The organism is Massilia sp. IC2-477 (assembly GCF_020707265.1).
Taxonomy (GTDB): Bacteria; Pseudomonadota; Gammaproteobacteria; order Burkholderiales; family Burkholderiaceae_D; genus Telluria.
This window is the reverse complement of record NZ_JAJFEQ010000003.1, coordinates 403,086-428,321: the sequence shown is the minus strand read 5'-3', so window position 1 is coordinate 428,321 and position 25,236 is coordinate 403,086. Positions and strand designations below refer to the sequence as shown.

The following is a 25,236-nucleotide window of genomic DNA, read 5'->3' as shown; positions in this document are numbered from 1 at the left end:
TCAGGTTCATGCAGTTGGCAACCGATGGTTCGCGATACGCGCCGCGCAGCTCGTCAGAGGCTACCCATCTAAATCGAAATTGGCCCAGCTAATCTCGCTTACTCGCCGATTTCTTTTGCGTAGCATCGATTACAACGATATCCGAAGCAGCCTCGCCAGCATCAAGACGTTCGGAACGAATTTTTTGGATCGTAAGAAGCTTATTCCCCAAGTCCCCATAATCGATTACGACAAAAATCCCGAAAAATGTCTTCGCTGCATCTTTATAATATTCAAGTTGCTTTTCATAACCATGTCTGACAGTGCCACTCGAGCGCTTCATTTCCACAAGCACCCTTGCCTCATATCCTTTGCTAAATTTAAAGTCAATCGGCCCACCACCCATATTTGCCTCGGGTGAGATATCAACGTCGTTCGCCTTGCAAAAGCAGTCGGCAATTGCAAAATAGATCAATTGCGACGCCCGCTCCTTTTTAGGAACCCCGTTTACCCATAATGCCTCCCATAGATTTCCCTTTTCGACATGGTGCTTGAAGGCTGCAATGGTCTCGTGCACTAGTTCGGCAATCTTTTCTGGCCCCGATGAAAGCTCGAACTTTTTGTCTACCTTAAACGAATCAACATTCGACTGAAGTACCTCCTTTAGCTTTCTATATCCAAGAGAGTCATCTTCCTGGTTATAGGGCTGCGCATAATCCTTGATTGCTTTAAGGAAAGAATTGAACAAATCAACTGATTCAAGGGCGGCCTTACGTATTGCTTCCTTCCGCTCCGTTGCCGTTGTTCTTTCTGATCTCGCCAAGAAAGAATTTACTCTATCGCGAATCTTCTGATTAAAGGAAATGGCTTCATATATTTCAGAAGGGTCGTTAGAGATCGGTAGCTCCCGAACGATGTCACTCGGCACAAGAATTACATACTTCTTTTTGCCTCCACCGACATCAAATGATGGCAAACTATACTGGCTGTCTCCGTCTTTATCGCTCGTCGAAATGCCATTGGCTAAGCAAAAGGCCTCTGTAATTTCAGATAGCTCATTCGCGATCACTCGAGTCGTGAAATCGCTAATGGTGTCTGGCCCAACCTTCTCCTCAAAGAACCCCATGAGACCCATCATTTCGGGGTCCTTACTGCCCAAGGTTACAATTTCCTTCGCGGTTCGAACTATTGTATCTCTAATTTCATTTGGTCTCGAGCTTCCAGATCTTCCACTTCCGCCGTACCCCAATCCATTATCTGCTGGTTCGCTAAGGTCCAATAGCCGCTGCGCGCCTTTCCAAGCCGCATCGCCTTCGCGCTCGGAAATGGTCAGCAACCGCAAAAAATCACTGAAATGACGTCTAAATTGTGGTAAAGCCTTCTCCTTAATGATTCGATTCGAAGACTTCTCTAATAACGTTGGGTCGATGAAGAGCTGTGTATCGACGTTCAGGAATGGATCGACTAAACCTGCCGCTTCCACTACACCAGGCTTTAAGCCGAAATATGTCGAGAATAGAATAGGATTCTGTACTTTTGCCATTGTCTAATTATCCGCATTAGGTTGACCGCATTTACCACCAAGTGCCATGGATGAAGTCCTAAAATACCCCGAGCAGGTACTAAGGATATTAGTTCTTCATGGCAACTTTGCTCAAGAGCGCATCTGTAACTAGATTTGTTCAACGGTGACATTTGTGCCTTGTAAACTCGCCGCCCGCAGCCCTTTTGCTAGGCGCTCCGCCGTCCTTAGTTCGAAGAAGGACAGTTCCGAATTGCGGTGGAAGTAGTCGAATAGCGGCGCTAGTCGGGTATCCTAGTCACGTGGGACTGCCTTCAACAGTTCATTCGGTGTTTCAAACGCCACGGCTGACAGCACGGATGTTGCCAGCAGCAAGGGAAGCAGTTTCTTTGTGAAGATGGCAGGGTTCGCGTTCATGCGGTCGGCAGCCGATGTTCGCTGTACGCGTCCCGCAGCTTGTTCTTCTGGATCTTGCCGGTGCCGCCGACCGGCAGCGCCTCGGCAAACACGACGTCGTCCGGGATCCACCACTTCGCCACCTTGTCCTCGTAGAAGCTGAGCAGGTCCTCGCGCGTCAGCTCGGCGCCGGGTCGCTTGACCACGACCAGCAGCGGGCGCTCGGCCCACTTCGGATGCGCCACGCCGATGCAGGCCGCCTGCAGCACCGCCGGGTGCGACATCGCGATGTTCTCCAGGTCGATGGAACCGATCCACTCGCCGCCGGACTTGATCACATCCTTGCTGCGGTCCGTGATCGCGAGGTAGCCATCCGGGTCGATGGTGGCCACATCGCCGGTCGGGAACCAGCCGTCCTGCAGAACGTCGCCGCCCTCGCCGCGGAAGTAGCCGGACACCACCCACGGGCCCTTCACCAGCAGGTGGCCATAGGTGGTGCCGTCCCAGGGCAGCTCGCTGCCGTCGTCGTCGACGATCTTCATGTCGACGCCGTAGATCGCATGCCCCTGTTTGCGCAGCACGGCGCGCTGCTCCTCAAGCGGCAGCGTCTTGTGCTTGCCGAGCAGCGTGCAGGCGGTGCCGAGCGGCGACATCTCGGTCATGCCCCAGGCGTGCACCACTTCCACGCCCAGCTTGTCGATCAGGGTGTCCATCATGGCCGGCGGACAGGCCGAGCCGCCGATGACGGTGCGGCGGAAGGTCGAGAAGCGCAGCTCGTTCTGCATCACATGGTTGATCAGGCCGAGCCAGACCGTCGGCACGCCGGCCGAGAAGGTGACGCCTTCGCTTTCGAACAGTTCATACAGCGACTTGCCGTCCAGCGCGGGCCCCGGAAACACCATCTTCGCGCCCGACAGCGGCACCGAGTACGGCAGGCCCCAGGCATTCACGTGGAACATCGGCACCACCGGCAGCACCGTGTCGGCCGCCGAGACGTTCAGCGCGTTCGGCATCGCCGAGGCGTAAGCATGCAACACGGTCGAGCGGTGCGAGTACAGCGCCCCCTTCGGGTTGCCGGTCGTGCCGGAGGTGTAGCACAGGGCCGCGGCGGACCGCTCGTCGAACTGCGGCCAGGCATACTCGCCCGAAGCGGTCGCGATCAGGTCTTCGTAGCACAGCAGGGTCGGGATGCTGGTTTCCTTCGGCATGTGGCTGCGCTCGCACATGGCGACATAGCCCTTGATGGTCTTGCAGTGGCGCGCCATCTGCTCTATCGCGGGCAGGAACGTCATGTCGAAGAACAGGTACTGGCCTTCGGCATGGTTGATGATGTAGGCGATCTGCTCCGGGTGCAGGCGCGGGTTGATGGTGTGCAGAACGGCGCCCGAGCCGGATACCGCATAGTACAGCTCCATGTGGCGGTAGCCGTTCCAGGCCAGCGTCGCGACCCGGTCGCCCATCCCGACGCACAGCCCCTGCAGGGCCTGGGCCATGCGGCGGGCGCGCAGCTCGCACTCGCGGTAGGTGTAGCGGTGGATGTCGCCTTCCACCCGGCGCGAGACGATCTCGCTAGCGCCATAGTGGCGCGCGGCGAATTCGATGATGCTCGAGACGAGCAGCGGCTGGTCCATCATCTGGCCCATCAGGGGACTTGTCTGGTGTGCGGAAACGGCGGCGGTCATCGGAACTCCATGAGCAGATTGGCAACTAATGGCTCAGTTTCGTCTGGTGACTTACGCTGCGTCAACGGGAATCGATGATGCAGTGCAGCATCCATGCCACCATCCCCGCTCGCTCTTCGGCACCCTGGCCGGATGCAGGCGTGCGCCGATAGAATCTGCCCGGTACGGTAGAATCCTGCACATACCGCACGCATAAGCGAAGGAACGACCATTACTGCTGACGAACTCCCCTTCAACAACTCGTTTGCCGAGTTGCCGCCGGCCTTTTATACCCGGCTGATGCCGACGCCCTTGCCGTCGCCCTATTTCATCGCTGCCAGCGCACCTGCGGCGGCGCTGGTGGGGCTCAACCCGCAGGCGCTGGCGCAGGAGGATTTCGTCGCCGTGTTCACCGGTAACAAGGTGGCGGTGCGCTCTCAGCCACTGTCCGCCGTGTATTCGGGCCACCAGTTCGGCGTCTGGGCCGGCCAGCTCGGCGACGGCCGCGCGATCGTGCTCGGCGACCTGCCGACGCCAACTGGGCAAATGGAATTGCAGCTCAAGGGCGCTGGCCTGACGCCTTACTCGCGCATGGGCGACGGCCGCGCCGTCTTGCGCTCGTCGATCCGCGAATTCCTGTGCTCGGAAGCGATGGCCGCGCTCGGCATTCCGACCACCCGCGCCCTGATGCTGACCGGCTCCAACCAGCGCGTGATGCGCGAGACCGTCGAGACCGCCGCCGTGGTCACCCGCATGGCGCCCAGCTTCGTGCGCTTCGGCTCCTTCGAGCACTGGCACTACCGCAACAAGCAGGACGAGCTGCGCACCCTGGCCGACTACGTCATCAAGAACTGGTATCCGGAATTCACCGGCGCCGCCAATCCCTACAAGGAGCTGCTGGCCGAGGTCACCCGCCGCACCGCCGTCATGATCGCCCACTGGCAGGCGGTCGGCTTCATGCATGGCGTCATGAACACCGACAATATGTCGATCCTCGGCCTGACCCTGGATTACGGCCCCTTCGGCTTCATGGAAGCCTTCGACGCGAACCACATTTGCAACCACACCGACCAGGGCGGCCGCTATTCTTATGCCAACCAGGTGCCGGTGGGCCACTGGAACTGCTACGCGCTTGGCAACGCCCTGCTGCCACTGATCGGCACGCCTGAGGACACCGAGGAAGCGCTGGACGTCTACCGTCCCGCGTTCGGCGCCAAGCTGGACGAGCTGCTGCACGCCAAGCTGGGCCTGCTGGATGCGCGCGACGGCGACAGCGCCCTGTTCGACGCGATGTTCCAGCTACTGCAGGCAAACCATGCCGACTTCACCCTGTTCTTCCGCCGCCTGGGCGAGCTGCAGCTCGAAGGCAGCCTGGAGAGCGATGCGCCGCTGCGCGACCTGTTCCTCGACCGCGCGGCCTTTGACGCCTGGGCCGTTCAATACCGCGCGCGCCTGAAGGCCGAAGACAGCCGCGACGAGCTGCGCCGCGCCGCGATGCACCGCACTAACCCGAAATACGTGCTGCGTAATTACCTGGCGCAGAGCGCCATCGAACAGGCCCAGAACGGCGACTTCGGCGGCGTGCACAAGCTGCTGGCCATCCTCGAGCGCCCCTTCGACGAGCAGCCGGAAAACGAATCCTATGCGGCCCTGCCGCCCGACTGGGCAGCCCACCTCGAAGTGAGCTGCTCTTCCTGAGACCACGAGAACGACCATGAACGATAAAGTGACCAAGAGCGACGCCGAATGGCGCGCCCAGCTCGACCCGATGCAATACCAGGTGACCCGCCACGCCGCCACCGAGCGCGCCTTTACCGGCAAGTACTGGGACCACCACGAGCACGGCATCTACCACTGCGTGTGCTGCAACACAGCGCTGTTCGAGTCCGACGCCAAGTTCGAATCCGGCTGCGGCTGGCCAAGCTACTTCAAGGCGCTCGACCCGGATAATGTCATCGAAAAGGTCGACCGCACCCACGGCATGGTTCGCACCGAGATCATCTGCGCCGTGTGCGACGCCCACCTCGGCCACGTGTTCCCGGACGGCCCGCCGCCGACCGGCCTGCGCTACTGCATCAACTCGGCCGCCCTGCGCTTCGAGCCCGCCTGAACCGCTGAGGACTCTACATGATCAAGTTTTTGTTCGACATGCTGCCGGTGATCCTGTTCTTCGGCATCTACAAGTATGGCGAAAGCAACCCGGAATGGGCCCACGGCCTGACCTCCGACTATCTCGGCTTCCTCATTTCCGGCGGCGCGGTGCCGGCGGCGCAGGCGCCGATCCTGCTCGCCACCGCCGTCACGATCCTGGCCACGGTGCTGCAGATCGTCTACCTGCTGGCGCGCCGCAAGAAGGTTGACGGCATGCTGTGGCTGTCACTGGGCGTGGTGGTGGTCGCCGGCGGCGCCACCATCTATTTCCATGACGAGACCTTCATCAAGTGGAAGCCGACCATCCTGTACTGGGCCTTCGGCGCCGCGCTGCTGCTGGCCCAGCTGATCTACCGCAAGAACCTGATGCGCTCGGCGCTTGGCGGCGCCATGAGCCTGCCGGACGCCGTCTGGAACCGCGTGCTGTATGCCTGGATCGCCTTCTTCGTCGGGCTCGGCTTTTTGAACCTCTTGATGGCTTTCGTGGTCTTCCGTAGCGATACCGGCGCCTGGGTCAGTTTCAAGCTGTTCGGCATCAGCGGCATCCTGTTCGCCTTTATCATCATCCAGTCGCTGTTCTTGTCAAAACATATACAGGAGGACGCCCAAAATGGAAGCTAACCGTACCGAACGCCTGCGCGAACGCCTGCAGGCCGAACTCGCCCCCACCCTGCTGGAAATCAGCGACGACTCGCACCTGCACGCCGGCCACGCCGGCGCCGCCTCCGGGGGCAGCCACTACAGTGTGAAGATCGTGTCCGACAAGTTCCAGGGCCTCACGCTAGTCATGCGCCATCGTCTTGTGTATGATGCCGTTCACGAAATGATCAACAAGGCGGAAATCCATGCGCTGGCCATCACGGCCCAGACGCCGGCGGAGCAAAGCGGGGGCTGAGGCCCTTGCCGGATTCCTGGGGGAACGCCTGTAGCTCATCTTCAGTCAGCTTTAAGAATAGTGGCCGACAATATGTAACGCGAAGTACCAGAACTTGAAGTACAAGAACTAATCAAATCTCGTCCAAGCACATCCCTCCCACAGGAATTCCAGAAATGACTTTTAAGCCAGCACGCCTGCTGTTAGCTCTGATCGCCGTTGCCGCAGCACCTGCCTTCGCCCAGAACCTCGCCGTCGTGAACGGCAAAGCCATCCCGACCTCGCGCGTGGACGAAGCCGTCAAGCAGCTGGTCGCCGCTGGCCAGGGCCAGGATTCGGTGCAGATGCGCGCAGCGATCAAGGAAGAGATGATCGCGCGCGAAGTGTTGATGCAGGAAGCGATCAAGCAGGGCTACGACAAGAAGCCGGAAGTCAGGCAAGCGCTCGACAATGCGCGCCAGGCCATCGTGGTCAACCAGCTGGCCCGCGACTACATCGCCAAGAACCCGGTGACCGATGCCGAAATCAAGGCCGAGTACGACAAGTTCAAGGCCCAGACCGGCGACAAGGAATACCACGTCCGCCACATCCTGCTGGACACCGAAGCCGATGCGAACGCGGTGATCGCCAAGATCAAGGGCGGCGCCAAGTTCGAGGAACTGGCCAAGCAGTCGAAGGACACCGGCACCGCCAACAACGGCGGCGACCTGGACTGGGCTACCCCGGCCTCCTTCCCGCCTGAATTCGCCGCCGGCTTCACCAAGCTGCAGAAAGGCGCCGTCACCGACAAGCCGGTGAAGACCGCCAACGGCTTCCACGTCATCAAGCTGGACGATACCCGCGCCGCCAAGCTGCCGTCGCTGGACGAAGTCAAGCCGCAGATCGCCGACGCCCTGGCCCAGCAAAAACTCGCGGCCTACCGTGAGCAAATGGTCAAAAAGGCAAAGGTGCAGTAAGATGTACTACCGCCGGTGCTCATGGGCACCGGTTATTGCCGCCGCGCGGCGAACTTTTTGTGTTTAGATAGGACCTCAACAATGATTTTGAAGCCAGCCCGCCTGTCCTTGGCAATCAGCTTTGCCGTAACCACGATGATCGCCGCGCCTGCCTTCGCGCAGAACGCCGCCACCGTGAATGGCAAGCCGATCCCGGCGGCAAAGCTTGACCAGATGGTCAAGCAAGTGGTCGCACAGGGCCGCGCTACCGATACCCCTGCGCTGCGCGAAGCGATCAAGAAAGAGCTGATCGGCCGCGAAGTCCTGATCCAGGAAGCCGACAAGGCAGGCGTCGGCGGCCGCGCCGACGTCAAGGCTGCGATCGACAACGCCCGCCAGAGCATCATCATCAACGCGATGCTGGCCGACTACGTCAAGAAGAACCCGATCAAGGACGCCGACATCAAGGCCGAGTACGATCGCTTCAAGGCGCAAGTGGGCGACAAGGAATACCACGCACGCCACATCCTGGTTCCGACCGAAGACGAAGCCAAGGCCCTGATCACCAAGCTGAAGGGCGGCGCCAAGTTCGAAGACCTGGCCAAGGCCAACTCGAAGGATGGTTCGGCAGCCAACGGCGGCGATCTGGACTGGGCAAGCCCGGCCAACTACGTGCCTGAGTTCTCGAAGGCCATGGTCGCCCTGCAAAAAGGCGCCATCACCGACACCCCGGTCAAGACCCAGTACGGTTTCCACGTGATCAAGCTGGAAGACGTGCGCCAGGCCAAGATCCCGGCCCTGGACGAAGTCAAGCAGCAGGTCGCGGAATCGCTGCAGCAGCGCCAGCTGGCGCAGTACCGCGAAAGCCTGGTCAAGAAGGCCAAGATCCAGTAATCCTGGTCTTCGCAGCTGGATCCAGCAAGAAAGCGCCCCTCGCGGGCGCTTTTTTCGTTTCGGAACTGTCCTACGGCGGCGCGGTGCGTGCGCCTATTCAGTCCCCTGCCACGACGGCTAAGATGGTCTCCAGGACAACCACAAGGAGACCAGCATGAGCACCGAACAGCGCACTCAGCAGGGACCAGTACCCGACGGCGGCCGCGAGGGGCCGGGCGAGGACATGCGCACGGCCGGCGAGGACATGAGCCTGCCCGGCGCAGGCGGCGGCGCACTTGGGGCTGACCAGTCGGCCGAGCCGGTCTGGCGCTACCAAGTGCCGCCACCCGGCAGCGGGACAGGCGCGGAACAGTCGAACGCGGGACACTACACAGCCAATGCGGCGGGTCATGGCGGCGGCATCGTCAGCGCACCGGCCGACACCAACGTCAACGCCCCCGGGCAGCCGCTGAGCGGCGCCGGCAGCGCGACCGATCCGGCCGGCGGCACGGTTGGCGGCATCCAGGCCAGCCGCGAGGCCCAGGCCAATGGCGGCGCAGCCCGCGGCGCCCCGGACATGGCCAGCAATGCAGACGGCAACATGAGCGGTTCGGCAGGCACTGACCGTTCCTGATCCCTTACAGCGAAGGCGCTTCAGCGGAAGCGCCTTTTTCTTTGGGCAAGCACGTGCGCCCTCTCCTACGCACGTCTGCTCGCTCGTCCTATTGAAGGCTCGCTTTAGAAGACTACCATCGAGCCATCCATAGACAGGAGGACAGCATGGACAAGGAACAGGCAAAGCGTGGCGCAGCCACGCAGGAAGACAGCAAAGCCTCGCAGGGCGGCCTGTGGCAGTACCAGGTGCCGGCCCAGGATCCGGGTGCAGGCGCGGTGCAGTCGAACGCCGGCCACTACACGGGCGGCGCACACGGCGGCGACAGCCAGCAGGGCGATTTCCTGCCCTCGCCACCGGACGCGAACGCCATGCCGGCAGGCGCGGCGCAAACCAGCCGCGGTAGCGCGGGCCGGTCCGAGACAGGGGGCGGTGGTGGCGGCGGTGGCGATACGGGTAGCGGCAGCGCCGGCGGCAGCCAGGGTGGCGCCGGCGGCGGCAACCTGGGCGGGGCCGGCGCGGGTGCCGGCAAGACCCCGGGCACCCCGGGCGGCAACGGCACCCCGGACGAGCCGATCTGGGGCAGCTGAACTGTCACACCCGTAGGAGTGGTCCGGTCCACTGGACCAGATCACCCCTACGATTCAAGCATGAAAAAAGCGCCTCCGAGGAGTAATGCCAGTCACTTAAGAGCTATCGCTCATCCGTAGGGTGGGCGGGTCTCCCGCCCACGCGGTCTAGTCACACCACTGCAGCCCGTGCGGCTGTTCGTATCACAACTATCACCGCGTGGGCGGGCAAGCCGCCCACCCTACGATTCTCACTAACTGACCGGCATTCCTCCGAGGAGGCGCTTTTCGTCGTCGCGTGGAGCGATCAGCCGACCCACTTGCGCGCATTGCGGAACATGCGCATCCATGGCGATTCGTCCGGCCAGGCCTCCGGCGCCCACGAGTGCACGACGGTGCGGAACACGCGCTCGCCGTGCGGCATCATGGCGGTGAAGCGGCCGTCTTCGGTCGTCACGGCGGTCAGGCCGCCCGGCGAGCCGTTCGGGTTGAACGGATAGGTCTCGGTCGCCTGGCCGCGGTTGTCGACGTAGCGCATCGCCTTCATGACGCCGGTCAGGTCGCCGGTCAGCGAGAAGTCGGCAAAACCTTCGCCGTGGGCGATGGCGATCGGCGCCTGGGTGCCTGCCATGCCGGCGAAGAAGATCGACGGCGAGTCCAGCACCTCGACCATGCCGAAGCGCGCTTCGAACTGTTCCGACTTGTTGCGGGTGAACTTCGGCCAGGCCTGGGCGCCCGGGATGATCGATTTCAGGTTGCTCAGCATCTGGCAGCCGTTGCACACGCCCATGCCGAAGGTATCCTGGCGCGCGAAGAACTTCGCGAACTGGTCCGCCAGTTGCGGGTTGAACAGGATGGTCTTGGCCCAGCCTTCGCCCGCGCCCAGCACGTCGCCGTAGGAGAAGCCGCCGACGGCAATGATGCCCTTGAAGTCGTCCAGCTTGGCGCGGCCCGCGATCAGGTCGCTCATGTGCACGTCAATGGCCGTGAAGCCCGCTTCGTGCATGGCCCAGGCGGTCTCGATGTGCGAGTTGACGCCCTGCTCGCGCAGGATGGCCACGCGCGGGCGAACGCCCGTCGCGATGAAGGGCGCGGCTACATTGTCGCGCAGGTCGAAGTTCACGATCGGCGACATGCCCGGATCGCTTTCGTCCAGCAGGCGATCGTATTCCTGGTCGGCGCAGTCCGGATTGTCGCGCAGGCGCGCAATGCGCCAGCTGGTCTCGCTCCACAGGCGGTGCAGGACGCTACGCTTCTCGCTGTAGATGACTTTCGCATCACGGGTGAATTCGATCACGCCGCGGTCATTCACCTTGCCGATGATGTGGCTGCAGGCGCCCAGGCCCAGCTCACGCAGCACCGCCATCACGGCCTGCTTGTCGTCCATGCGTACCTGCAGCACCGCGCCCAGCTCTTCGCTGAACAGCGCGCGCAGGGTCATCTCGTTGCGGCGTTCGCCTACCTGCGTAGTCCAGTTCTTGGCATCGCCCCAGTCGGAGGCGTGCTCGCCTTCCATGGTCAGGATGTCGAGATTGACCGACACGCCGGCGCGGCCGGCGAAGGCCATCTCGCACAGGGTCGCGAACAGGCCGCCGTCCGAACGGTCGTGGTAGGCCAGCAGCTTGCCTTCGCGGTTCAGGCGCTGCACGGCATTGAAGAAGGCCTTCAGGTCTTCCGGTGCGTCGACGTCCGGCACACTATCGCCCAACTGCTGGGTCACCTGGGCCAGGATCGACGCGCCGAGGCGGTTCTTGCCGCGGCCGAGGTCGACCAGCACCAGGGCGGAGTCGCCGAGGTCCGTGCGCAGCTGCGGGGTCAGCGAACGGCGCACGTCCGACACCGGCGCGAAGCTCGAGACGATCAGGGACACCGGCGACACCACCGACTTGCTCGCACCTTCATCGTTCCAGGTGGTGCGCATCGACAGCGAATCCTTGCCGACCGGGATCGACACGCCCAGTGCCGGGCACAGCTCCATGCCCACCGCCTTCACGGTATCGAACAGGGCGGCGTCCTGGCCCGGCTGGCCGCAGGCCGCCATCCAGTTGGCCGACAGCTTGATGTCCGAGATGTCGTCGATCGCGGCGGCGGCGATGTTGGTGATCGCCTCGCCCACGGCCATGCGGCCCGAGGCGGCGGCGTCGATCACCGCCAGCGGGGTGCGCTCGCCCATCGCCATCGCTTCGCCCACGAAGCCGTCGTAGGACATGGCGGTGACGGCGCAGTCTGCAACCGGCACCTGCCAGGGGCCGACCATCTGGTCGCGCACGGTCATCGCGCCCACGGTACGGTCGCCGATGGTGATCAGGAAGGATTTATCGGCCACGGTCGGGTTGAGCAGGACGCGGCGCGCCGCTTCGCCCAGCTCGATGCCGGTCAGGTCGATGGCCGGGAAGTTGTAGCTGACGTGCTCGACGTCGCGCAGCATCTTCGGCGGTTTGCCGAGCAGGACGTCCATCGGCATATCGACCGGGTTGTTGTTCTCCTGCGGGTCGATCACCTTCAGCTGGCGTTCCTCGGTCGCGGTGCCGACCACTGCGTACGGGCAGCGCTCGCGTTCGCACAGGGCGGCGAACTTGTCCAGGTCCATCGGCGCGATCGCCAGCACGTAGCGCTCCTGCGATTCGTTGGACCAGATCTCTTTCGGCGCCATGCCGGATTCTTCGAGCGGCACCTTGCGCAGGTCGAAGATCGCACCGCGCTTGGCGTCGTTGACGATTTCCGGGAAGGCGTTCGAGAGGCCGCCCGCGCCCACGTCGTGGATCGAGATGATCGGGTTATCGGCGCCCATCTGCCAGCAGCCGTTGATGACTTCCTGGGCGCGGCGTTCCATTTCCGGATTGCCGCGCTGGACCGAGTCGAAGTCGAGGTCGGCGGTGTTGGTGCCGGTCGCCATCGAGGAAGCGGCCGAGCCGCCCATGCCGATGCGCATGCCCGGGCCGCCCAGCTGGATCAAGAGGCTGCCTACCGGGATCTCGTCCTTGTGGGTGTGCTCGGCCGAGATGTTGCCGATGCCGCCGGCGATCATGATCGGCTTGTGGTAACCGTAGACGGCGTTCGCCGCGCCCACGTTCTGCTCGTAGGTGCGGAAGTAACCGCCCAGCACCGGGCGGCCGAATTCATTGCTGAAGGCGGCGCCGCCGATCGGGCCGTCGATCATGATCTGCAGCGGCGATGCGATGCGCTCCGGCTTGCCGTACACCGCGTCCACGCGGCCGGCTGCGCCCTGGGTGACGTCGCTCGCGTTTTCCCACGGACGCTGCGCGTCCGGCAGCAGCAGGTTCGAGACCGTGAAGCCGGTCAGGCCGGCCTTCGGCTTGGCGCCGCGGCCGGTCGCGCCCTCGTCGCGGATCTCGCCGCCGGCGCCGGTCGAGGCGCCCGGGAACGGCGAAATCGCGGTCGGGTGGTTGTGGGTCTCCACCTTCATCAGGGTGTGCACCAGCTCCGTCGATGGCGCGTACTCGTTGCCGAGGCGCGGGAAGAAGCGGGTGACGGTGGCGCCCTCGATGATCGAGGAGTTGTCGCTGTAGGCGACCACGGTGCCGCGCGGATTCAGCTGGTGCGTGTTCTTGATCATGCCGAACAGCGACTTGTCCTGCTTGACGCCGTCGATGATCCAGTCGGCGTTGAAGATCTTGTGGCGGCAGTGTTCCGAGTTGGCCTGCGCGAACATCATCAGCTCGACGTCGGTCGGGTTGCGCTGCGCTTTCGTGAACGCCTCATGCAGGTAGTCGATCTCGTCGATCGACATGGCCAGGCCGAGTTCCGTATTGGCGCGCACCAGTGCGTCGCGGCCCTGCCCGATCACGTCCACCGTTTCCAGCGGACGGCCTTCCAGTTCGTCGAACAGGCGCTGGGCCTCGTCGGCATTGCGCAGCACGGTCTCGGTCATGCGGTCGTGCAGCAGCGCGGCCACAAGCGCGACTTCGTTCTCAGCCAGCTTCTTCGGGGCGCCGATACCGGTGCCGAGGATGCCACCTTTCAGCACCACGGTATAGCCGACGCCGCGCTCGATGCGGTGCACGTGCGCCATGCCGCAGTTGTGGGCAATGTCGGTGGCCTTCGAGGCCCAGGGCGAGATCGTGCCCAGGCGCGGGATGACGAAGAACTCCTCGCTCACGCCTTCGTACAGCGTTTCCGCAGCCGGCTCGCCATAGGTGAGCATGGCCGACAGGCGCTGGGTGTCGTCCGTCGACAGCGGGCTGCTGGTGTCGATGAAGTGGTAGAAGCGTGCCTGGACTGCTGCAATCGTCGGTGCGACGGCCTGGAGTTGCGACAGGAGGCGTTGGCTACGGAAGGCGGAAAGGGCGTTGGAACCCGGCAGAATCAACATGGCTGAGAAGTTGGTTGATGCAGCGTAGCTGCTAGGGTGGAAGATAGCCCGCCATTATACAGTGTTGCAATGCAGCGTTGCATTCCCGCCAGCGTTGACCTTGTAGAACGGACATTTCTTGATCCTGCAGGAACTTATCGGTATTGTAACGGCTACATAATTACAAATGGTGCGAGATGCAAGAGAACGCCAACCTGTCGGTCCTGATCGTCGACCCCAGCCAGGGGATGCGCGGCAGCCTGCAAAACATGCTGAACCAGACCGGCATCAGCAAGGTCGAGTCAGCCGTGAATGCCAGCACCGCCATCAAGCAGCTCGGCAAACGCAGCTACGACATCATCCTGTGCGAATACGACCTGGGCGGCCCGTCCGGCGACGGCCAGGACGGCCAGCAGTTGCTGGAAGACCTGCGCCACCACCGTTTGATCACCGCCTCGACCATCTTCATCATGCTCACCTCCGAGGGCGTGTACGACAAGGTGGTCAGCGCGGCCGAGCTGACTCCGACCGACTACGTACTGAAGCCCTTCACCGTCGAGATGCTGAGCAGCCGCATCAAGCGCGCGCTGGAGCGGCGCACCGCCCTGCTCCCGGTATGGCAACTGGCGGCCCAAGGCAAGCCGGTGGACGCCATCCGCGCCTGCACTACCGCCGCCATCGCCAGCCCGCGCTATGCGCTCGACTTCCTGCGCCTGAAGGCCGAGCTGCACGTGTCGGTGGGCGAGCAGCGCGAGGCGGCCGCGATCTACCGCGACGTGCTGGCCGAGCGTCCGCTGGGCTGGGCCGGGCTGGGCCTGGCGCGCACCATGGTCGCGCAGGGCCAGTTCGAGGAAGCGCGCGACACCCTCGAGGCGCTGGTGCAGGCCAATCCGCGCCTGATGGCGGCCTACGACCTGCTGGCGCGCTGCCACGAACAGCTGGGCGCCAGTGCCGACGCCCAGAAAGTGCTGGAAGAAGCCGTCTCGATCTCGCCGCACATGGTGCGCCGCCTGCGCAAGCTGGGTGAAGTCGCGATGGAAAACGGCGACGCCGAAGCAGCCGAGAAATCCTTCAAGCAGGTCGTGACCAAGGCGCGCTACTCCGAATTCCGCAACCCCGAAGACCACGTCAACCTGGTCAAGGCCCTGGTAACGCGCGGCGACGTGGCGGGCGCCGGCGGGGTGATCCGCGACCTCGAGCGCAGCATGCGCGGCAATGCCAACGTCGATGCCTGCAAGGCCTATTCGAACGCCCTGTTGCTGGAGAAGACCGGCAACGTCAGCGCCGCGGTGGCCGAGCTGTCGAATGCCGTCAGCGCGGCGCGCACCAGCAGCGGACTGTCCTCCAATTTGCGGATCAACCTGGCCCAGGCCTGCCTGGAACACCAGATGGACGAGCAGGCCTCGAACGTCATGATGACGGTGATGCACGACACCTCCAGCGCGGTGACGGTGGACGAAGCCATGGGCGTGTTCGTGCGCGCCGGCCGCCCCGACCTGGCCGACGGCATGGGCCAGCAGCTGCGCGCCCAGGCCCAGATCCTGCTCGGCGTGGCCGACGAGAAGCGCAACATGGGCGATGTGCGCGGCGCGGTGCAAACCCTGCTCGAGGCCCTCCATATGGCACCGGGCAACCTGCAGGTGATGGTCGCCGTCGCCGGCGGCATCCTGCGCCAGGTGAACGAACTCGGTTGGGACCACAGTCTCGCCGAAGTGGCGGACGAACAGATCGAGCGCCTGCGCGCGATGGACCCGGCGCATCCACGCCTTGCCGCGCTGCTGGACGAGTTCCAGCAGGCCAAGCGCAAGTACGGTATCTCGACGTGAACCACACCCCGTCCTCGCGCGCCCGCGGCCGGCAATAAACGATGAAGATCGTCGACACCTACTTCCGGCTCCGTTCGGGCAAAGGCAAGTCCGGCTGGCTCATGCTGCCGGTACTGCTGTTGATGGTGGTCGGCGTGTATTCCCTGGTGCATGCCACCGGCGGCATCAAGTACGTCTATTCGCACTCGATGTACATTCCTGTCATGCTGGCGGGCCTGTGCTACGGCTGGTCCGGCGGCATCCTGATTGCCGTCATCGCGGGCATCGCGCTCGGTCCCCTGATGCCGATCGAGGTCGTCACCGGCGAGCCGCAAAAGGCCGCCAACTGGCTGTTCCGCACCGGCTTCTTCCTGTTCGTCGGCGTCCTGAGCGGCATCGCAAGCAATGCGGCCCTCGCCCAGGTACGGAAGCTGCAGTGGATGACCCGGCACGACCCGGCCACCGGACTTCCCAACCTGACCGCCCTGCTCGACGCGCTGGGCGCCGGCGACGCCAACCCGTCCGGCTTCGCGCGCCGCGCGCTGGCGGTGATGTCGATCCGGAATGCGCCGGAGCTGCGCACGGTGTTCGGGGTGGCGGTTGTCGAGGAAAACATGACGCAGTTGGCCGGGCGTGCGCTTGGCAGCCTGCCGCCCGGGGCCCGCGTGTTCCGCGTCAGCAGCGAGCAGCTGGCGGTGCTGTTCGAGGATCCCGAGGGCGCCTCGGCCGACACCCTCGCCCGCGTCGGCGCGGCCTTCCAGCTGCCCTTCCTCTACCGCGAGGTGCCGCTGCACCTCGACGTCCTGGTCGGCTACGTGGTGCTGGCCGACGCCGGCGTGGCCCCGCAGGATTACCTGCGCCGCGCCCAGTCGGCCACCTTCCACGCGTTCGAAACCGGCAGCGAGATCGCCCACTACCAGGTACAGCTGCACGACAGGACCAGGGACAGCCTGGCCATCCTCAGCGGGCTGCGCATCGCGCTGGAGCGGCGCGAGCTGCTGCTGCACTACCAGCCCAAGGTATGCCTGCGCACCGGCACCGTGCGCGGGGTCGAAGCCCTGATGCGCTGGAACCACCGCGAACGAGGCCTGATCGGGCCCGCCGTGTTCATCGAGCGCGCCGAGCAGAGCACCCTGATCCATGCGCTGACCGCATTCGCGCTCGAGACGGCCCTGGGCCAGGCGCTGCAGTGGCAGGCGCAGGGCATCGACCTGCCGGTAGCCGTGAATATCTCGTCGCGCAACCTGGCGCACCCGGACTTCGCCAGACGGATCCTGGATACGCTGGCGCGCTGCGGCGCGGCGCCGCGCCTGCTCGAACTCGAGGTCACCGAAAGTTCGCTGATGCTGGATGTCGCCCGCACCACCGCCGAGCTGCAGCTGCTCGCACGCCAAGGCGTCCGGGTTACGATCGACGACTTCGGCACCGGCTACTCGTCGCTGGCCTACGTGCAGCGCCTGCCGGTGTCGCACCTGAAGATCGACCGCAGTTTCGTGTCCGACCTGATGAGCAGTCCCGACAGCCAGCACATCGTCGAAACCGTCGTGTCGCTGGCGCGCAAGATCGGCCTGCAGACGATCGCGGAGGGCGTCGAAGACGCGGCGACCTACGAACGGCTGCAGTCCCTGGGCTGCGACATGGCCCAGGGTTTCTACCTTGCCCGGCCGATGCCGGCCGACGCTCTGCCTGCCTGGCTCGGAGCCTTCGACAGCAAGGTCGCGCGCATCCCGGCTTGAAGGCGATTGCAGCGCTGCAATCGTAACTCGGCTTGGCGCACGTTTCGATTGCATCGACGCAAACGTCGACGGCGCGCTGGCGCGCTAGCCTTCTTCGAAGATGCAGCCCACATAGGCCACGGTGATTCGCTCCAGACGCGCCGTGTCGCCGATCTGGCCAGGGAAGCGTTGCGCTGTCGACGCCGCGCACCCGTCCTCGCGTTCGTGCAGGCGCGCCTGGCAAGCGCCTTCGCTCAGGCCGTACTTGTTGCGGGCGCAGCTCTTCTCCAGACGGCCTGCCAGCTCTTGCAACAGCCTGGCGTCCACGCCGGACGCCTGCAGGGCCGCGTCGAGGGCCGCCCGGCCACGTTCGCTGTCCTGCTGTTTGGCGACCGTAATTGCCTCCGCTTCCGCCAGTCCCCGGCGCTCGATATACGAATTCGCGCCCCAGCCGAGCGCGAGCAGCGGGATGGCGAACAGCAGCCAGCCGAACTGACGGCCGGTGCCGACCTTCGCCCCGGCTTTATGCGTCGGCCGGGCAGGCTCGCCGGCCGCTGCGTTCACCTTCGCGTAGCAGACCCCGCAGCTGGGGCACTGCCAGTCCGGATTGGTGGCGTCAAGGGGGCGGGCATGGCTGCATTTCGGGCAAATCACGGCGATCCAACATCGATTCAGGCTGCAAGGAGCGCAAGTGTAGCGCCCGCAGGGCCCGGAAAAACGCGTGAATTGTCACAGGGCGGCCCTCGTCATCGAGGCGCCTGCGCAAGGCTGCCCAGGTGCTTGCCGAAGAAGGCGATGACGCTCGCATTCATGGACTCATGGAAGGCGTCCCTGTCGAAGTCTGCGCTGTCCGCGCACAGGAGCGGAGGCCCGAACAGGCCGCATGGCACCAGGAAGGAGAAATGCCCCGCTCCGGGAACCGAATGGAACTCGGCGCGCTGACCGAGTCCCTCGCGAACCATCCTGGTGTTGCTCGCGTACGGGACATGCGTGTCCCGCTCGCCGCTCCACAACTGCACGGGAGCGCGTACCCCAGCAAGGGCGTCCGGCTGCATCAGGAATCCCAGGCCCGGCGCCGCGACGACGGCTGCCTTGATCCTGGCGTCGGGCGACAAGACATTGCCCGCCCGTGCCTGCGCAGGATTCAACAATGGAGACCGGCCTTCGCGCAGCAGCTTACAGATGAACTCCGGCGTTCGGGCGCAATGGGCCGCGATCTGTCCCAGGTCGGGCCGGGCACCAAGCGCGGCAAGGACCGTCGCGCCGCCGGCGGAAAATCCGAAGGCGCCGACCCGCCCTGCGTCGATACGGGTTCGTCCCTCCCAGCGCCCCAGCATATGGTCGACGCTCGCGCGCAGCTGACGTGAACGCGCACCCAGCCAGGGCACCGTCCCGGCAGCGCTTTGGTCGGTAAAATTGTCGCGCGCGTGCATGGGCGCCGCCACGATGTAACCCGCTCCGGCCAGGGCAAGGGCGAGGCCGGCATGGCTGCCCGGTCCACCTCCGTTGCCGTGCGAGATCACGACCAGCGGCAGGCCGCTACCCGCTACCTCCGCATCGCGCGCGACCTTCATTAATCGCAGTCCCAGCCAGCTGGTCGGCCAGGGGCGCGCCTCGGTCGGATACCACACGCCGATGGGGAAGGCCTGTCCGCCCTCGTCCACGGCCTGGGTGATCTGGAAGCCCACCGGCTTTTGCGAGTCCAGCGCGGTCCAGAGCACCGCTCCGGCGAGTACGCAAGCCAGCACGGCCAGCAGCAGGAAGACGCGGCGTATCCATTTCATCGTCGTGGTCGCAAAAGAGGATAAGGCCCCTATCTTGCTGGCGAAGCGATGGACGATGCAACAACTACCTCTGGCGCATAAACCGCCGCATCAACATTACGGCTTGCCGAAACCGCCCCCGCCCGGCGTCTCGATCACGAACAGGTCGCCCTGTTCCATGCCGACCTTGCCGATATGGCCCAGGGTCTCCAGGCTGCCGTCGGCGCGCAGCACCGTGTTGCGGCCCCGCTCCCCGGGTTCGCCGCCGGCCATGCCGAAGGGCGCGTGGATGCGGTTGTTCGACAGGATCGCCGCCGTCATCGGCTCCAGGAAGCGGACCTTGCGCACGCCGCCGTTGCCGCCGCGCCAGCGTCCGGCGCCGCCGGAGCCATGACGGATCTCGTAGCTCTCGAGCCGCACCGGGAAGCGGAACTCGAGGATCTCCGGGTCGGTCAGGCGCGAGTTGGTCATGTTGGTCTGCACCACGTCGGTCCCATCGAAACCTTCGCCCGCCCCGGAGCCGCCCGAGATGGTCTCGTAGTACTGGTAGCGCGCGTTCCCGAAGGTGAAGTTGTTCATCGTACCCTGGCTGGCCGCCATCACGCCCAGCGCGCCGTAGAGGGCATTGGTGATGCAGGTCGAGGTCTCGACGTTCCCGGAGACCACCGACGCCGGATAGTGCGGGTTGAGCATCGAGCCCGGCGGGATGATCACTTTTAAAGGCTTGAGGCAGCCGGCATTCAGCGGGATCTCGTCGTCGACCAGTGTGCGGAACACGTACAGCACCGCCGCCATGCACACGCTCGAGGGCGCATTGAAGTTGTTGGGCAGCTGGCCTGAGGTACCGGTGAAGTCGATCTCCGCGCTGCGGTTCGTGCGGTTGACGCGCACCGCCACCTCAATGCGTGCGCCGTTGTCGAGCTCATAGCGGTACTGCCCATCCTGCAGGGCGGAGATCACGCGCCGCACCGCCTCCTCCGCATTGTCCTGCACGTGCCCCATGTAGGCGCGCACGACGTCCAGGCCGAAATGCGCCACCATCTTGTGCAGTTCCTCGACGCCCTTCTGGTTGGCTGCCACCTGGGCGCGCAGGTCCGCCAGGTTCTGGTCCGGGTTGCGCGCCGGGTAGCGCGCACCAAGGAGCAGCGCACGCGCCTCCCCCTCGCGCAGCACGCCGTCGAGGCCGTCCACCAGCTTGAAGTTGTCGATCAGGACGCCCTCCTGCTCGATGTGGTGCGAGTCCGGCGGCATCGAGCCTGGCGTCGTGCCGCCGATGTCGGCGTGGTGGCCGCGCGAGCCGACGTAAAAGAGGATTTCGCGGCCAGTCTCGTCGAACACGGGCGAAATCACCGTGACATCCGGCAGGTGGGTGCCGCCGTTGTACGGGTCGTTCAGGGCATAGACGTCGCCGGCTTTCATGGTGCCGGCGTTCTTGCGCATCACGGACTTGATGCTCTCGCCCATCGAGCCCAGGTGCACCGGCATGTGCGGCGCATTCGCCACCAGATTGCCGTCGGCGTCGAAGATCGCGCAGCTGAAGTCGAGGCGCTCCTTGATGTTCACCGAATAGGCCGTGTTCTGCAGGCGCAGGCCCATCTGCTCGGCGATCGACATGAACAGGTTGTTGAAGATCTCCAGCATGACCGGGTCGGCCGTGGTGCCGATGGCGCGCCGTTCGGGCAGCGCTTCCACCCGGCGCAGCACCAGGTGATTGTAGGGCGTTACCTGGGCCTGCCAGCCCGCTTCCACCACGGTGGTGGCGTTCGCCTCGGCGATGATGGCCGGGCCGCGCACGATGTCGCCGGCTTGGATGGCCGCGCGCAGGAACACGCCGGTGTCCAGCCAGGCGCCGCCACTGAACATGCGGACGGTTTCGCCCGGCGCCGGCATCGAGCCGCCGGAGTTTTCACCCGCCCGCGCTTCGGCCGGCGCATCCGAGCGGCCGATGGCCTCGACCGACACTGCCTCGACCACCAGCGCGCGCGAGGGCATCAGGAAGGAATAGCGGCGCTTGTAGGCGCCCTCGAAGGCCGCCTGCATGGCGTCCAGCTCGCCGAAGGGCACGACGATGACCGAATCCGTCCCTTCGTAGCGCAGGTGGACGCGCTGCACCAGTTCGATGCGCTCAGGAGCCACGCCCTGTCCCAGCAGCTGGTCGCGCGCATTGGCGCCCAGCGCGGCCAGGCGCACCGCCAGCGCTTCGCTGCCGGCATCCTTCAGGCGCTGCTCGACGGCCTGCTCGCGCATCGCGGTCTGGTCAGCCAGGCCCATGCCGTAGGCCGACAGTACGCCCGCCAGCGAATGAATGAACACGGTCTTCATCCCGAGCGCATCAGCCACCAGGCAGGCATGCTGGCCGCCGGCGCCGCCGAAGCTCGTGAGTGCGTACTCGGTGACGTCGTGGCCACGCTGCACCGAGATCTGCTTGATCGCATTGGCCATGTTGCCGACCGCGATCTGGATGAAGCCTTCCGCCACTTCTTCCGGCGCAGGCGTGCTCCCGATAGCCTGGCCGATGTGCTCCGCCATGGCGGCAAAGCCGGCGCGCACCGCTTCCAGGTCGAGCGGCTCATCTCCGCTTGCGCCGAACAGGCGCGGGAAATGCTGCGGCTGGATCTTGCCGAGCATGACGTTGCAGTCGGTGACCGCCAGCGGACCGCCGCGGCGGTAGCTGGCCGGGCCCGGGTTGGCGCCTGCGCTGTCCGGGCCGACGCGGTAGCGGGTGCCGTCGAAGTGCAGGATCGAGCCGCCGCCGGCCGCCACGGTATGGATGCTCATCATCGGCGCGCGCATGCGAACGCCCGCCACCTGGGTCTCGAATGCCCTTTCGAACTCGCCGGAAAAGTGCGACACGTCGGTCGAGGTGCCGCCCATGTCGAAGCCGATCACCCGCTCGAAGCCGGCCAGCCGGCTGGCGCGCACCATGCCGACGATGCCGCCCGCCGGGCCGGACAGGATGCTGTCCTTGCCCTGGAAAGCGTGCGCATCGGTGAGGCCCCCGCTCGACTGCATGAACTGCAGGTTCACCCCGGGCAGCTCGCCCGCCACCTGATCGACGTAGCGGCGCAGGATCGGCGACAGGTAGGCGTCGACCACGGTGGTGTCGCCGCGCGCCACCAGTTTCATCAAGGGGCTGACCTCGTGCGACACCGACACCTGGGTGAAGCCGATTTCGCGCGCGATGCGCGCGGTGGCCGCCTCGTGCGCGGTATAGCGGTAGCCGTGCATGAACACGATGGCAAGCGAACGCAGGCCACGCTCGTAGGCGCCCTGCAGCGCCGCGCGGGTGGCGGCTTCGTCCAAGGGCAGCACCACGTCGCCATGGGCGCCCATGCGCTCCTCGATTTCGAGGACCTCGGCATACAGCAGCTCGGGCAACACGATGTGGCGGTCGAACAGGCGTGGCCGGTTCTGGTAGGCGATGCGCAGCGCATCGCGGAAGCCGCGGGTGATGGCCAGCACGGTCGGCTCGCCCTGGCGCTCCAGCAGCGCGTTGGTGGCCACCGTGGTACCCATCTTGACGGCCTCCACCTGCGCCACCGGTACCGGCTCGCCCGCGGCCAGCCCGAGCAGTTGACGGATGCCGGCCACCGCCGCATCGCGGTACTGTTCCGGATTCTCGGACAGCAGCTTGTGCGTTACCAGTTGCCCGTCAGGCCGACGTGCCACGATATCGGTGAAGGTGCCGCCACGGTCGATCCAGAACTGCCAGTCCATGTATGTACTCCTGCTGCGGGTAGAAACGCCTATTGTAGTCCGCCCGCGCGACCGTTTTGGCGAAAATGCATGACAATATGCTCATGGATACCGACCTCTACACCGTCGCGCAGCTGCGCGAAATCGAACGGGCCGCCTATGCCGACCTGCCGCCCGGCGCCTTGATGCGCCGCGCCGGCGAAGCGGCGGCGAAGTTCGCCCTCGAACTGCTAGGCGAGCGGCGCGACAAGCCGGTCCTGCTGCTGGCCGGTCCGGGCAACAATGGCGGCGATGCGCTCGAAATGGCGGCCATCCTCGCCGACGCGGGCGTGGACGCCACCGTGCTGCATCTGCCGGGCCAGCGCGAGACCACCGATGAAGCAGCCAGCGCCCACGAGCGCGCGCGCGACGGCACGGTCGGCTTCATCGACATGCTGCCGCCGAACGCGGACTGGGGCCTGGCGGTCGACGGCCTGTTCGGCATCGGCCTCACGCGCCCGATCGAGGGCGAATACCGCGACCTGGTCGCCGCGCTCAACAGCATGCGCTGCCCGGTGCTGGCGCTCGACGTGCCCAGCGGGCTGGATGCCGACACCGGCGCCGTGATCGGCCCGGATGGCGTCGCGGTGCGGGCCACGCACACCATCACCTTCCTGGCGAACAAGCCAGGGCTGCACACGGCGGACGGCCGCGACCACGCGGGCCAGGTCCAGGTCGAGCGGCTAGGCCTCGCGCAGGACCTGTTGCCCGCGCCTGCCGCGCGCCTCGCTTCGGCCGAGGTGTTCGCGGGATGGCTGGCGGCGCGCCGCCACAACACCCACAAGGGCAGCTTCGGCGACGTGGCCGTGATGGGCGGCGCGCACGGCATGGCGGGTGCGCCGGTCCTGGCCGCGCGCGGCGCCCTGTACGCCGGCGCAGGCCGGACCTTTGTCGCGATGCTCGACCCGGGCCCCGGCTACGACAGCGTCCAGCCCGAGATCATGTTCCGCCTGGCCGACGACTTCGATTTTGCCAAGCGGACGCTCGTCATCGGGCCCGGCATGGGCGGTTCCGCGACCGCCATGCGCCTGCTGGCCAAGGCCCTGGACAGCGACAGCCCGCTGGTGATCGACGCCGATGCCATCAACCTGATCGGCGCCAGCCCCGACCTGCTGGGACGCCTAGCGCAGCGCACGGCGCCAGCAGTGGTGACGCCGCACCCACTCGAAGCGGCGCGCCTGCTCGGCATGACAGCAAGCGCGATCCAGGCCGACCGATTGACGGCTGCGCGCGAGATGGCCCTGCGCACGGGGGCGGCAATCATCCTGAAGGGATCGGGCTCGGTCATTGCGCGTCCGGACGGCGCCATGCTGGTCAACCCGACCGGCAATGCGGGCCTCGCGACGGCTGGCAGCGGCGACGTCCTGGCGGGGATCTGCGGCGCCCTGCTGGCGCAGGGCTGGCCGGCATGGGAAGCGGCAGCGGGTGCGGCGTGGATCCATGGCGCCGCGGCCGACCTGCTCGTGGCACACGGCGTCGGGCCGATCGGCATGACGGCGGGCGAGCTGCCGGCGGCCGCGCGCGCGGTGCTGAACCTCCTGGTGCTGGAAGCGGCGAGAAATTAAGCGAGGCGACCGGCGGCGATGGTGATGGTGCGGCCGCAGCGCGCGGCCATCGCCGGATCGTGCGTCACCAGCACGAGGGTGGATCCGCGCTCGCGGTTCAGTTCGAACATCAGGCCGATAATCGATTCGCCGGTGGCGGCATCCAGGCTGCCGGTTGGCTCGTCCGCGAACAGCAGCGGCGGCTCGGTGACAAAAGCGCGCGCCAGCGCGACGCGCTGCTGTTCGCCGCCCGACAGGTACTTGGGGTAGTGGCGCAGGCGGCTGCCCAGGCCGACGCGGCCCAGCATCGCCTCGGCCTTCGCGCGGGCGTCGCCGTCGCCGCGCAGTTCCAGCGGCAGCATCACGTTTTCCACCGCGTTCAGGTGGGCCAGCAGCTGGAAGGACTGGAACACGAAGCCCAGCTTGGCCTTGCGGAAGGCGGCGCGGCCGTCCTCGTCGAGGGCGAAGATATCGGTCCCGCCCAGCAGCACCTTGCCTTCGGTCGGCGTATCGAGGCCGGCCAGCAGGCCGAGCAGGGTCGACTTGCCCGAGCCGGAAGCGCCGACGAGCGCGAGCGTCTCGGCCGGTTGCACGGTAAAATTGATGTTTTGCAGGATGGTGAGCTCGCCGCTGGCGTCCGCCACCCGCTTCGTCAGGCCGCTGACGGCAATCGCCGGGGTACGGACATCGGGCGTCGCTGCCGTATCTTTAACCAGACCATTCTTGTACGCCTCGGGGTGATCACGCATGCTAGCTATTCTTAAAAAGTTGTCCGTCGGTGCCTGCCTG

The 25,236-nt window shown here is 65.2% G+C and carries 18 protein-coding genes; 11 read left to right on the top strand and 7 right to left on the bottom strand.

The window, feature by feature from the left end; genetic code table 11:
• Positions 1-88 precede the first annotated feature (88 nt).
• Positions 89-1,522, bottom strand: coding sequence for a hypothetical protein (locus tag LK542_RS08050; protein ID WP_227811478.1), 1,434 nt, complete (start codon positions 1,520-1,522; stop codon positions 89-91).
• Positions 1,523-1,914: 392 nt separating this feature from the next.
• On the bottom strand, positions 1,915-3,579 hold the full coding sequence (locus tag LK542_RS08045; RefSeq protein WP_307728952.1) for a 3-(methylthio)propionyl-CoA ligase: 1,665 nt from the start codon (positions 3,577-3,579) through the stop codon (positions 1,915-1,917).
• A gap of 192 nt (positions 3,580-3,771) precedes the next feature.
• Between LK542_RS08045 and LK542_RS08040 the strand changes: the two genes are divergently transcribed.
• The 8 genes from LK542_RS08040 (at position 3,772) to LK542_RS08005 (ending at position 9,594) form a co-directional block, all read left to right on the top strand.
• Positions 3,772-5,256 carry a protein adenylyltransferase SelO family protein gene (locus tag LK542_RS08040; protein WP_227811611.1) on the top strand — a complete coding sequence of 495 codons (1,485 nt, stop codon included), beginning with the start codon at positions 3,772-3,774 and terminating at the stop codon, positions 5,254-5,256.
• Between the two features lie 16 nt (positions 5,257-5,272).
• Positions 5,273-5,668: a peptide-methionine (R)-S-oxide reductase MsrB gene (gene msrB / locus LK542_RS08035; RefSeq protein WP_227803026.1), complete on the top strand. Its 396-nt coding sequence runs from the start codon at positions 5,273-5,275 to the stop codon at positions 5,666-5,668.
• A gap of 20 nt (positions 5,669-5,688) precedes the next feature.
• Positions 5,689-6,330: a septation protein A gene (locus LK542_RS08030; protein WP_227811610.1), complete on the top strand. Its 642-nt coding sequence runs from the start codon at positions 5,689-5,691 to the stop codon at positions 6,328-6,330.
• Positions 6,320-6,604 carry a BolA family transcriptional regulator gene (locus LK542_RS08025; protein WP_227803027.1) on the top strand — a complete coding sequence of 95 codons (285 nt, stop codon included), beginning with the start codon at positions 6,320-6,322 and terminating at the stop codon, positions 6,602-6,604. The genes LK542_RS08030 and LK542_RS08025 overlap by 11 nt, the downstream gene beginning before the upstream one ends.
• 155 nt (positions 6,605-6,759) lie before the next feature.
• Positions 6,760-7,539, top strand: a complete 780-nt coding sequence (locus LK542_RS08020; protein WP_227803028.1) for a peptidyl-prolyl cis-trans isomerase — start codon at positions 6,760-6,762, stop codon at positions 7,537-7,539.
• Between the two features lie 81 nt (positions 7,540-7,620).
• Positions 7,621-8,412, top strand: a complete 792-nt coding sequence (locus LK542_RS08015; protein WP_227811477.1) for a peptidylprolyl isomerase — start codon at positions 7,621-7,623, stop codon at positions 8,410-8,412.
• Between the two features lie 154 nt (positions 8,413-8,566).
• Positions 8,567-9,025 (top strand): hypothetical protein, encoded by a 459-nt coding sequence (locus LK542_RS08010; RefSeq protein WP_227811476.1) that lies wholly within the window; start codon positions 8,567-8,569, stop codon positions 9,023-9,025.
• Positions 9,026-9,171: 146 nt separating this feature from the next.
• Positions 9,172-9,594 carry a hypothetical protein gene (locus tag LK542_RS08005; RefSeq protein ID WP_227803031.1) on the top strand — a complete coding sequence of 141 codons (423 nt, stop codon included), beginning with the start codon at positions 9,172-9,174 and terminating at the stop codon, positions 9,592-9,594.
• Positions 9,595-9,880: 286 nt separating this feature from the next.
• Here the strand turns inward: LK542_RS08005 and purL are convergent, their stop codons facing one another.
• The gene (gene purL / locus LK542_RS08000) at positions 9,881-13,906 is read right to left on the bottom strand and encodes a phosphoribosylformylglycinamidine synthase (RefSeq protein WP_227811475.1); all 4,026 of its coding nucleotides are present in this window, start codon (positions 13,904-13,906) and stop codon (positions 9,881-9,883) included.
• A 176-nt stretch (positions 13,907-14,082) separates the two neighbouring features.
• On the opposite strand from purL, the gene LK542_RS07995 reads away from it, so the two are divergent.
• Complete coding sequence (locus LK542_RS07995; RefSeq protein WP_227811474.1) at positions 14,083-15,711, top strand: tetratricopeptide repeat-containing response regulator; 1,629 nt, start codon at positions 14,083-14,085, stop codon at positions 15,709-15,711.
• A gap of 41 nt (positions 15,712-15,752) precedes the next feature.
• A complete protein-coding gene (locus LK542_RS07990; RefSeq protein ID WP_227811473.1) occupies positions 15,753-17,426 on the top strand; it encodes a bifunctional diguanylate cyclase/phosphodiesterase in 1,674 nt (557 codons plus the stop codon).
• An 84-nt stretch (positions 17,427-17,510) separates the two neighbouring features.
• On the opposite strand, the gene LK542_RS07985 is transcribed toward LK542_RS07990, so the two are convergent.
• The 3 genes from LK542_RS07985 to LK542_RS07975 form a co-directional block, all read right to left on the bottom strand.
• A complete protein-coding gene (locus tag LK542_RS07985; RefSeq protein ID WP_227811472.1) occupies positions 17,511-18,059 on the bottom strand; it encodes a hypothetical protein in 549 nt (182 codons plus the stop codon).
• A gap of 92 nt (positions 18,060-18,151) precedes the next feature.
• On the bottom strand, positions 18,152-19,189 hold the full coding sequence (locus LK542_RS07980) for a dienelactone hydrolase (protein ID WP_227811471.1): 1,038 nt from the start codon (positions 19,187-19,189) through the stop codon (positions 18,152-18,154).
• Positions 19,190-19,285: 96 nt separating this feature from the next.
• Positions 19,286-22,885 carry a hydantoinase B/oxoprolinase family protein gene (locus LK542_RS07975; RefSeq protein ID WP_227811469.1) on the bottom strand — a complete coding sequence of 1,200 codons (3,600 nt, stop codon included), beginning with the start codon at positions 22,883-22,885 and terminating at the stop codon, positions 19,286-19,288.
• An 83-nt stretch (positions 22,886-22,968) separates the two neighbouring features.
• Between LK542_RS07975 and LK542_RS07970 the strand changes: the two genes are divergently transcribed.
• On the top strand, positions 22,969-24,468 hold the full coding sequence (locus LK542_RS07970) for an NAD(P)H-hydrate dehydratase (protein WP_227811468.1): 1,500 nt from the start codon (positions 22,969-22,971) through the stop codon (positions 24,466-24,468).
• Here LK542_RS07970 and LK542_RS07965 read toward each other — a convergent pair.
• Entirely contained in the window at positions 24,465-25,196 is a 732-nt protein-coding gene (locus tag LK542_RS07965; RefSeq protein WP_227811467.1) for an ABC transporter ATP-binding protein, read from the bottom strand. The genes LK542_RS07970 and LK542_RS07965 overlap by 4 nt on opposite strands.
• Between the last annotated feature and the right edge of the window lie 40 nt (positions 25,197-25,236).

Bases quoted from the DNA above. Each gene is read 5' to 3' on its own strand.
- LK542_RS07980 (WP_227811471.1), bottom strand. From the start codon at position 19,189: ATGAAATGGATACGCCGCGTCTTCCTGCTGCTGGCCGTGCTGGCTTGC.
- LK542_RS07975 (WP_227811469.1), bottom strand. From the start codon at position 22,885: ATGGACTGGCAGTTCTGGATCGACCGTGGCGGCACCTTCACCGATATC.
- LK542_RS08025 (WP_227803027.1), top strand. From the start codon at position 6,320: ATGGAAGCTAACCGTACCGAACGCCTGCGCGAACGCCTGCAGGCCGAA.
- LK542_RS08045 (WP_307728952.1), bottom strand. From the start codon at position 3,579: ATGACCGCCGCCGTTTCCGCACACCAGACAAGTCCCCTGATGGGCCAG.
- LK542_RS08015 (WP_227811477.1), top strand. From the start codon at position 7,621: ATGATTTTGAAGCCAGCCCGCCTGTCCTTGGCAATCAGCTTTGCCGTA.
- LK542_RS07970 (WP_227811468.1), top strand. From the start codon at position 22,969: ATGGATACCGACCTCTACACCGTCGCGCAGCTGCGCGAAATCGAACGG.
- LK542_RS08020 (WP_227803028.1), top strand. From the start codon at position 6,760: ATGACTTTTAAGCCAGCACGCCTGCTGTTAGCTCTGATCGCCGTTGCC.
- LK542_RS08050 (WP_227811478.1), bottom strand. From the start codon at position 1,522: ATGGCAAAAGTACAGAATCCTATTCTATTCTCGACATATTTCGGCTTA.
- msrB (WP_227803026.1), top strand. From the start codon at position 5,273: ATGAACGATAAAGTGACCAAGAGCGACGCCGAATGGCGCGCCCAGCTC.
- LK542_RS08005 (WP_227803031.1), top strand. From the start codon at position 9,172: ATGGACAAGGAACAGGCAAAGCGTGGCGCAGCCACGCAGGAAGACAGC.
- LK542_RS08010 (WP_227811476.1), top strand. From the start codon at position 8,567: ATGAGCACCGAACAGCGCACTCAGCAGGGACCAGTACCCGACGGCGGC.
- LK542_RS07990 (WP_227811473.1), top strand. From the start codon at position 15,753: ATGAAGATCGTCGACACCTACTTCCGGCTCCGTTCGGGCAAAGGCAAG.
- LK542_RS07995 (WP_227811474.1), top strand. From the start codon at position 14,083: ATGCAAGAGAACGCCAACCTGTCGGTCCTGATCGTCGACCCCAGCCAG.
- LK542_RS07965 (WP_227811467.1), bottom strand. From the start codon at position 25,196: ATGCGTGATCACCCCGAGGCGTACAAGAATGGTCTGGTTAAAGATACG.
- purL (WP_227811475.1), bottom strand. From the start codon at position 13,906: ATGTTGATTCTGCCGGGTTCCAACGCCCTTTCCGCCTTCCGTAGCCAA.